The organism is Candidatus Campbellbacteria bacterium, assembly GCA_024653945.1.
Lineage (GTDB): Bacteria > Patescibacteriota > Minisyncoccia > Phycocordibacterales > EsbW-18 > EsbW-18.
The window spans coordinates 80,118-87,973 of sequence record JANLIT010000001.1 but is presented as its reverse complement, the minus strand read 5'-3'; the positions used below and the strand labels follow the sequence as shown (position 1 = coordinate 87,973).

9 protein-coding genes are annotated in these 7,856 nt (G+C 43.0%); 4 read left to right on the top strand and 5 right to left on the bottom strand.

From position 1 onward, the window contains the following. Positions 1-130: 130 nt before the first annotated feature. Positions 131-1,432 (bottom strand): prepilin-type N-terminal cleavage/methylation domain-containing protein, encoded by a 1,302-nt coding sequence (locus tag NUW02_00420; GenBank protein MCR4274505.1) that lies wholly within the window; start codon positions 1,430-1,432, stop codon positions 131-133. Positions 1,433-2,397: 965 nt separating this feature from the next. Continuing rightward, a complete protein-coding gene (locus NUW02_00415) occupies positions 2,398-3,360 on the bottom strand; it encodes a hypothetical protein (protein MCR4274504.1) in 963 nt (320 codons plus the stop codon). A 111-nt stretch (positions 3,361-3,471) separates the two neighbouring features. Between NUW02_00415 and NUW02_00410 the strand changes: the two genes are divergently transcribed. The 3 genes from NUW02_00410 (at position 3,472) to NUW02_00400 (ending at position 5,323) form a co-directional block, all read left to right on the top strand. Next, positions 3,472-3,867, top strand: a complete 396-nt coding sequence (locus tag NUW02_00410) for a hypothetical protein (protein ID MCR4274503.1) — start codon at positions 3,472-3,474, stop codon at positions 3,865-3,867. Positions 3,868-4,056: 189 nt separating this feature from the next. After that, complete coding sequence (locus NUW02_00405; protein MCR4274502.1) at positions 4,057-4,470, top strand: cupredoxin domain-containing protein; 414 nt, start codon at positions 4,057-4,059, stop codon at positions 4,468-4,470. 136 nt (positions 4,471-4,606) lie between these two features. Further along, positions 4,607-5,323: a hypothetical protein gene (locus NUW02_00400; GenBank protein MCR4274501.1), complete on the top strand. Its 717-nt coding sequence runs from the start codon at positions 4,607-4,609 to the stop codon at positions 5,321-5,323. A 14-nt stretch (positions 5,324-5,337) separates the two neighbouring features. On the opposite strand, the gene NUW02_00395 is transcribed toward NUW02_00400, so the two are convergent. The 3 genes from NUW02_00395 to NUW02_00385 all read right to left on the bottom strand — a co-directional run bounded on the left by NUW02_00395 (position 5,338) and on the right by NUW02_00385 (position 7,397). Then, positions 5,338-6,543, bottom strand: a complete 1,206-nt coding sequence (locus NUW02_00395; protein MCR4274500.1) for a glycosyl hydrolase family 18 protein — start codon at positions 6,541-6,543, stop codon at positions 5,338-5,340. A gap of 54 nt (positions 6,544-6,597) precedes the next feature. Beyond that, entirely contained in the window at positions 6,598-6,993 is a 396-nt protein-coding gene (locus tag NUW02_00390; GenBank protein MCR4274499.1) for a hypothetical protein, read from the bottom strand. Between the two features lie 95 nt (positions 6,994-7,088). Then, the gene (locus NUW02_00385) at positions 7,089-7,397 is read right to left on the bottom strand and encodes a hypothetical protein (GenBank protein MCR4274498.1); all 309 of its coding nucleotides are present in this window, start codon (positions 7,395-7,397) and stop codon (positions 7,089-7,091) included. Positions 7,398-7,610: 213 nt separating this feature from the next. On the opposite strand from NUW02_00385, the gene NUW02_00380 reads away from it, so the two are divergent. Further along, positions 7,611-7,832 carry a hypothetical protein gene (locus NUW02_00380; protein ID MCR4274497.1) on the top strand — a complete coding sequence of 74 codons (222 nt, stop codon included), beginning with the start codon at positions 7,611-7,613 and terminating at the stop codon, positions 7,830-7,832. The last annotated feature ends 24 nt before the right edge of the window (positions 7,833-7,856 follow it).

Below are 7,856 nucleotides of genomic sequence, written 5' to 3'. Positions count from 1 at the left end.
GGATCGAACCGTAGGCGCATATTTTTAACGAGTGTAACGAGTATAAAAATGTAGCGTCTCGAGCGAAGCAAGAGGCGATCCCGTTTGGTATTTACCCGAACAGATTTAAAAGGTGTCTGACCTCTTTTTCCTAAGATGTTGGTGTTGTTACCGAGGTACCAAGGTTGAAACCAGCGTAATTTTCTACACTCATAGCTTTAATCCAATAAATATACGCCGTGCCTAGTTCAACGGTAGTATCAACATATGAGGTCGCTGGAGCAAGAACTTCTACGACTGTCTGGGCAGTACCCACACTGCCGGTATATCTTGTAATCATATATTTATAGATAATTCCTTCTGAAGCAGTCCATGCCAATGAGACAGAGGTAGGGCTTGTAGCAGAAGCAGTGAAGTTTGTTGGGCTAGTTAATTTCAAAGTTGTTGCATAAAGTGTAGCAGACGGAGTCGAAATATTTCCGGCGGAGTCGACTGAAACGATATAGGCAGAATATTGGACTCCCTGAGCATACCCAAAATTGCCTACACCGCTTGCATTTGCTGGGGAGAAATTAAGAGTAGTCGTTACATTTGTAGCAGTGTTCGTCAAATATATCCTATATCCTGCGACGTCATTTCGCGTTGTCCAAGAAAACGACAAGTAGCCTGAATATAAATTGGTGCCGGGAAGCGTCGAAGACATCGAAAATCCAGCAGGAGCAATCAGTGTTGTCTGAGGAGGGGTTGGTGGTGTGGTGGTGGCAATTGGTGGTGGAGGGGTAATAACTTCTGTGGAACACGCCCCAAGAATATCATTCTCATGATTACTGTGTCCTTCTGGTCCTATCGCATTACATGATACTGTGAGTGTCTGCCCACTGTCTGAATTTTCTGAGGGTCTGTGACAAATAGTTACCTGCTCCCCAAGATTAGGGCATGTCATAAAGACAACTTCAGTAGAAGATGCGAAGCGCCATCCACTTGCGCCGGGATTTACGAGAGCCAAAAATGCACCAGTCGATTTTTCATAGTATTGACACGAAGAACCACCGTCACCACAAGACGCATCATTGCCGTTTTGTTCGAGAAAAGAAATAACTTCATAGTCATTACCATTACGAGAGTAGTGAAATTTATGTTCTCCGGCATCAATGGGATCTGACGGAACCGAGGGTATATATTTTGGTGCAAGACCCGGAATCCATTCTGGTTTGCCATTCACATATTCAACACCACTTTCGCCGGGCGGTACTCCATTGTCAGTTTCGTAAAGGGCGATGGCGATCGCAATCTGATTTATATTTGCTACTCGCTGGGCATCACGCGCTTTTTCACGAGCAATGCTTATACTCACCAGAACAACGGCGCTCAAAATTCCAATAATCGCAATAACAACCAAAAGTTCAATAATGGTAAAACCACGATTAAACAACGTCTTTTTTATTTGTTCCATGTTATTTCTGCACAGTGTGCAGTAGTTACTGCCTGCCCCTTTTAGAAAGATAAAGACAAAATAATGTTAACATATATTTGATATAACTACATACCAAGAGGGTTTTAAAAAGAGTGCCTGACTCCATTTTATTTTTTATGAATTAGGTTTTGAATAGACCCTAGGGTAGTATGTGACCAGTTAAAGGTTCTGAACTCAGACCAATACGTGAGCAGAAAGGTTCTTTGTAACTACCGACCAATGGGTCAGGGGAGGCATTCTTTTGGGCAAACAGCGTGAATACGATAGGACGTGGCGAAGTAGACACCCAGAAAAATGGATTGCCTCAAAAAAACGGAGTCACAACAAGTGCCCCGTCAATCGGTCCAATCACCGCAGACCTTGGAGCAAGAATGAAGATTTGAGGGTGCTAGACCCAGAGTGTCCAAACGACAGAACTCTTGCGTTTGAGCTTGGACGCACGATGATTGCAATCAGGAATCGTCGAGCAAGAATCCACCCTCATTGCTCTCAAGTTGATACCGTCGAATGAGCCGTGCGCTCTCCGGCGGCTTTTTTGTTTTAGAAAGAGGTAGAGGTTCTGTTCAAGGAGCTTGACTTTTAATAATAATAGTGTATCATACTAAGCGGATACATAAACCCGTCTCGGAAAGGAGACAACAGTGGAAAAGTACAACGTGCAGTGCCTCTGTGGGTATGTCGGGTCCGCTCCGGAAGGGAGCGAACTCGAACAGCGCTGTGCAGAGTGGGCGGCTGAGGGTCACTTCAGTGCGTTGGTCCTTGCTCCCGTCGAGTGCCCCGATTGTCAGGAGAGGAAACGAAGGGATGAGCGTCTCGCAATCGAGTTCGACCTCGACCTGATGGAATTCCCTCTGGCGTAGAGGTCTACAAGGACCCCTGCACCACAGCTGTCGAAGAAGCCGTGCGCTCTTCGGCGGCTTTTTTGTACCAAAACTTCTTCAGGGTTATCGTTCGTGGTCCACACGTCCAGAGCCATAGGCCACTCCTGGTGCCATGTAAATAACTCCTATTGCATGGAACAGTTTGTCGTATTTCTTACGTAGCTCAAGCAATCGTTCTGTTGTAATAGTTGTTCCAGTACTAAGAGTTTTTAATTGAGGCCAAATCAACAAGAGGTCATTTTTTGCCGCAGCCCTTTCCTGACTGGCGAGCGCCTCTTTTTCAGTTTGAATAGCAAGAAGAAGTTCCAAGTCGTGTTTTGTTTCAAAGGCAGTGAATAATACTTCAAGGTCTTTAATTTCTGGTTCAGCATCTCTTTTTAATGTTTTGTTCTCCTCTTCAAATAATTTGAGTAATCTCTCAAGGTGTGCCTCACACACACCCCGTGTTTTTTGGTCAGGCACTTGTTTAATGGCCTCTAAAAGTGCCCCCTTGTCAAAAAGAAGCTCAAGTTTTGGTGGTTGTGTGGGATTGACTCCCCACGGTGTAAAGGTCTCAAGGTAGTTTACGTCTCCTTGTTCGCTTCTGGTGTAGTTACCAAGATTTTCGTCAATGTTAAAACCAAGTCCGATATTTTCAAGTTTTGAAGTAACCTCGGACATTTCTGCACTCATTTCTTTGACCATTTGTTTTCCTGCTTCCTCAGAATCAATACCCACTAGGCGCTCTTTTTGTAATAACGCGTGCCCTGGTGTGTGTGCAATACGCTCTCTGTCAAATGTTTGTTGTCCGTTAGTTGATTCTCCAACTTGATAGATGTCAGGCACGTGTTGGGGGAGGAGTAGATGAATTATTTTTGTTAAATAAAAAGCACCCTTCAGTTTATTGGGGGTATCTTTTTCCACATACTCCTGTTTTTTGAGTACAGAAATAATCCTCTCTGTGTTTGCGGGGTTAACAAAGGTTTCTTTCTCATCTCCTACACCGAGTGGTTTTTGTTCTCCTGATTCAAATATGCCGAATCTCATATTCTTTCATTGTATCGGAAAGTAGCATTTGAAGTAAAGCATTTCCCTGCGTTCTTTTGTGTGCTAAGGTTTCCCCAGAACGATATCAAAAACACCTAGAGAGGAGTGCCAATGTCCTTTTCAGTAGCAGAGTTCAGAGTTCTTGGGGAATCTACTGAGAACCTGCACGGTAGACAGTCCACCAGGCCAAGTGACATTTCCGTCCGACCAACGGGAGCTACCGGCAGGTTCGGCAAGCTTGAGGTTGAGGTGTCGGCGGGAAGGTTGGTTCTCTTTTTCCAGAGAAAAAAGGGCGACCTCTGGGCAGGGTTTCATCTTCAAGAACTGATGAAGTTCTATGAAGAGAACCTCTGGGACCCAAATCTGGTGTTCTTCGGCTTCTGGTGTTCGTGGCTGGACATGGCTTCACCGCAGTGGATGTCTCCTGACCAAGTTCTGCTGGTTCAGGATGATAGGGGTGTGTTCCATGTTACAAATCGCTTTATTGAAGCCTGCCAACAGCACTAGATTGGCGCCACTCGTGGTGTTGGGGGTAGTAACAGCCGGCCTTTTCTAGGGTCGGCCTTTTCTTTGTGTAAGTTTTATACATACTTTGATACAATGAAATCGTATAAAGACATTGTACGATAAAATTTAAACACGGACCATGAGACACTCTCCGTGCAAAACATAGTATTACAAATAAATTTTATACATATGAAATCACTCATTATTTGGATTGTTATTATTATTCTTGTTGTTCTCGGTGTTATGTGGGTACGAAAACCAGCCGTTCTCGTTCCTCCCACGGACCCAGGAACAACCACAACAACAGTGACACCAACAACACTGCCACCAACAGCAGAATTTTTAGTGCCTACGGCGTCTGTAGCAATAGAAAATTTTGCCTTTTCTCCGAAGACGGTTACGGTGAAGAAAGGAACATCGGTTACATGGACGAACAAGGATAGTGCACCACACACGGTAAGTGTGGTTGGAGGTGCTGGCCCATCAAGCGTCTCATTGGCCACGGGCGCTACATTCTCTTTTACCTTTGATACTGTTGGAGTATTCCAATACACCTGCTCACTGCATCCTTCAATGCAGGGAACGGTGGTGGTAACAGAATAACGATTTTAAAAAACCCGCCAGGTGGCGGGTTTTTGTTATATTCACGTATATAATGGTATATCAAGACAGTGCTTGTTTGCAATTTTTTTGTGTAGCGTTACTATTCTTACTATAAGCGTTACTATTCTTACTATACATGATTACCACAAATTTTCTCCTCGCAGGGATTGCTTTTTTGGTCTCTATTGTAAGTGGCCTCTATTTTCTTGTGCTGTGGTTTTTAAGCGGAAGAAAACATGCATTTCATTTGTATTTAACTTTTGGATTTGTATTTCTTCTTTTGTTTAAAATGCCAAACATTATTATAAACGCAAACATTACCGTTGTTCAGCGTGATTTATATCCATTTTTTTTCATAACACTTATTCTGCATCTTCTCGCATACTTTTTATTTATAGAAGTGCTTGCTATGCTGAAACCGTTTTCTCACCATAAAGCTTTTACTGTTGTGTCGGCCATAGTACTCATTCTCTCGGGTGTGTATTTTTCCCTAAGCTTTTTAATTCCTACATTTGATACAAACTATGCTCCCGTGTGGCTTTCGCACGTACTCTTCTTTATTCCAATGCAGATATTTTTACTTTTTAAACTCCGAGATATTAAACAACAACAACTGTCTTCGTTTTCTGTCGTTTCAAAATCAGGCATCTTTTTTGTCATGTCGGGGGTACTAACACTTTTGGTAACATCTCTGCTTTATATCTTTGTTCAAGTTGGTTTACCTCAACAATCTTTTTGGTATTTGTCGGTTATTTCGTCGCCGTGGATATCAGTTTTACAGATTATTGCAGTACCACTTCTTTTCTTTGGGTTTCGTGCAATAACACTTACATATCTCCGAAATAATAAATAGTTTAGCGGTATTTTTTAATCAAAGAGTTTCCACATGGCGGAATCTTCGTTACCGTCAATTTTAAAAAGTGCAATACCCGCAAGTCCATATTCCCGCGCAAGCTCAATCTTTTGTCTGATAGCTTCCGCATCACTCCACGTTGCATAATAGAACACTGACGCGAGCCCGGTCGCCTTTGTGTATGCAAATGATTGTGCTGCAACTCGATTTGCGCTGGATGTGTTTGTTGGGATGGGTGCGTTATATAGGAATTGTGGCGCCGTTGGGAGGAGAGAGAACGTAAAACTCAACTCGCCAGCGTCACTACGCTCGGGTGTGATACCGTATTGTTTCGCGGTCTTGATTCCATACGAAGGATTGAACGCACCAGTCTTCCCATACTCCTGATATGCTCCAGAGCGTACGATAACCTCATACTCATGTCCATATGTGGGAACGCCAAGTGAGATTTTTTCTTTAGGAATGGTCTGTAGTGTCAACTCAATGACCTTGCGGACCCACGCGGGGTCTGACATGGGGATATATGCTTCCCCAACGTGTGCGTCGTTGAGTTTGAGATCTGCGCGTTGCTGGTCATAGGTCATGATGTTCACACGATCACAGTATTTTGCAATTGCATTGTAATCATTCGCATAGCGCAAGTCGGTGGGAATTGTTTTGTAGAGAGAATCTGGTGGAGTTCGTGCTTCAATGGTGCACGAGAGAACTTTTCTTTTTCCAAGTTTCTTTTTGAGCTCTTTGAGAAAAAGTGCAAAAGAAGTATATGTTTCGGCACTCTTTCCTTCATAATCAATGTCCACACCATCAAACTTTTGCTTTTTCACCATCGTTACAATCTCTCCAATATGTTTTGCTCTAAGGTTTGGGTTGTTCAATACTGTGTATATGGCACCCGTGTTGCTCCACATAACTGTTGGAATGACAAGCACATCTTTCTTTTTTGCTACAGTGAACAACTTCTTCCATGCACTTTGTTTGATTTTTCCTAAATCAAGCAGGGAACCGTCACTTTTTACGGAATAGTTAAAAGGAAAAATAGCCGAGAATGCATCAATATTTTTTCGTGCATCTTTTGTGCCACTGGATACTGCCCAGTAGGGAATCCATCCTGATATTTTTAAATCAGTGTTTGCGTGGACGGAAGAGGGAGCCACAGTCATACTAATCAATAGAAGACAGAACAGAACCACCAACCAAGAAAGAGAGTGGATTTTTTTCATACAACCAGTATAGCAGTAAAAAACACCCGAATGGGTGTTTTTTACTTTAGGGGCCTATTTTCTTGTTTTCTTGGCCGATTTCTTTTTTGCGGTTGGTTTCTTTGTGTGATGAACAGTTTTTGTTCCAGCTTTTAATTCCTTTGAAATATTTTTCCAATGACTTTTGAGTTCTGACACAAACACGGCGACTTCTTTAGGGTCAAGTTTCTGTAGTTTTTTGTAACGTCCAGCAACCTCTTTAACTGTTGCGTGGTATCCTTTTTCGGTTATCGTTGACGCTTTCTTTAGTTTTTGTATAACTTCGTTTTTTGCTTTGTGTGACCACGCCTTGGCTGTAGCACGATTTTTCTTCGCATGTTTTGACCCGTAAAAGAAATATGTTCCTGCGGCCGCTGCTGCGAGTACTGCGATTCCTGCTCCCGTCGCCACCTTTTTTGTTGTTTTTTTCATGTGCGATTTCACAAAATCGCATCGCGTAATTGTTGATCTCACGAGATCATGTCACGTACCGTTAATAGAAACGTAACACAGAGCGCGATGTAATTCTACTGGTTACTGTCTTTTTTAATACCCGCTTTCTTTTTTTTGTTTATTTTCTGCCGTTTAATGAATAATCCAATAAAATAATCAAAAATCGTTTTTATCTTCGTGCCTTCTTCTTTCACCGCACCGCGCAGTTCATCAATATCACCAACAAGTTTATCACCTTCTTTTCGCGCGACTTCTGAGAGGTGTCGCAGGTCTCTAAAAATTGGAATGATGTAATACATTGATACACCAAACGTAATGATAAGAAGAACAACAAAGATGCTTGTGATAAAGAAAAAAATATCTGCGTGGATAAGTGTTTCCATACACAATAGTTTACCATACATGCTCTGGAATTTTGAAAAATTTTTATACTAAACTGTGTATAGGTTAGATTCTAGATGCTTTAGTGGTGGGCGAGTGTGATGTGCACAAAAATAGAGCACCGTTCATAGTACTTGACATGTATAATATAGTATGATACAGTTGTATCGGAAAATATGTCACGCAATTTCGCGTGACTTAGCGGGAGAGAGTACATGGCTGACCGTAAGAACCGCTGGGAGCGTGTGCAGAAGACGTTCCACTCTGTCGAGAACGACCTCGATCCCAGCACCCCGAGGAAGTTGGGGACGATGCGCAAGGTGCGCATCAGCGCCCCCACCGGAGCGAAGCCGAACCGAATGCTGGTTTTCTGCGGGGTGATTCACATGAACCCGCGCCAGCCTGTCATCTTTCTCCTCCCGAGCCAGTCCTTCTAGGACTTCCTTGGGGCAACCCGAAGC

Bases quoted from the DNA above. Each gene is read 5' to 3' on its own strand.
- NUW02_00420 (MCR4274505.1), bottom strand. From the start codon at position 1,432: ATGGAACAAATAAAAAAGACGTTGTTTAATCGTGGTTTTACCATTATT.
- NUW02_00415 (MCR4274504.1), bottom strand. From the start codon at position 3,360: ATGAGATTCGGCATATTTGAATCAGGAGAACAAAAACCACTCGGTGTA.
- NUW02_00410 (MCR4274503.1), top strand. From the start codon at position 3,472: ATGTCCTTTTCAGTAGCAGAGTTCAGAGTTCTTGGGGAATCTACTGAG.
- NUW02_00405 (MCR4274502.1), top strand. From the start codon at position 4,057: ATGAAATCACTCATTATTTGGATTGTTATTATTATTCTTGTTGTTCTC.
- NUW02_00400 (MCR4274501.1), top strand. From the start codon at position 4,607: ATGATTACCACAAATTTTCTCCTCGCAGGGATTGCTTTTTTGGTCTCT.
- NUW02_00395 (MCR4274500.1), bottom strand. From the start codon at position 6,543: ATGAAAAAAATCCACTCTCTTTCTTGGTTGGTGGTTCTGTTCTGTCTT.
- NUW02_00390 (MCR4274499.1), bottom strand. From the start codon at position 6,993: ATGAAAAAAACAACAAAAAAGGTGGCGACGGGAGCAGGAATCGCAGTA.
- NUW02_00385 (MCR4274498.1), bottom strand. From the start codon at position 7,397: ATGGAAACACTTATCCACGCAGATATTTTTTTCTTTATCACAAGCATC.
- NUW02_00380 (MCR4274497.1), top strand. From the start codon at position 7,611: ATGGCTGACCGTAAGAACCGCTGGGAGCGTGTGCAGAAGACGTTCCAC.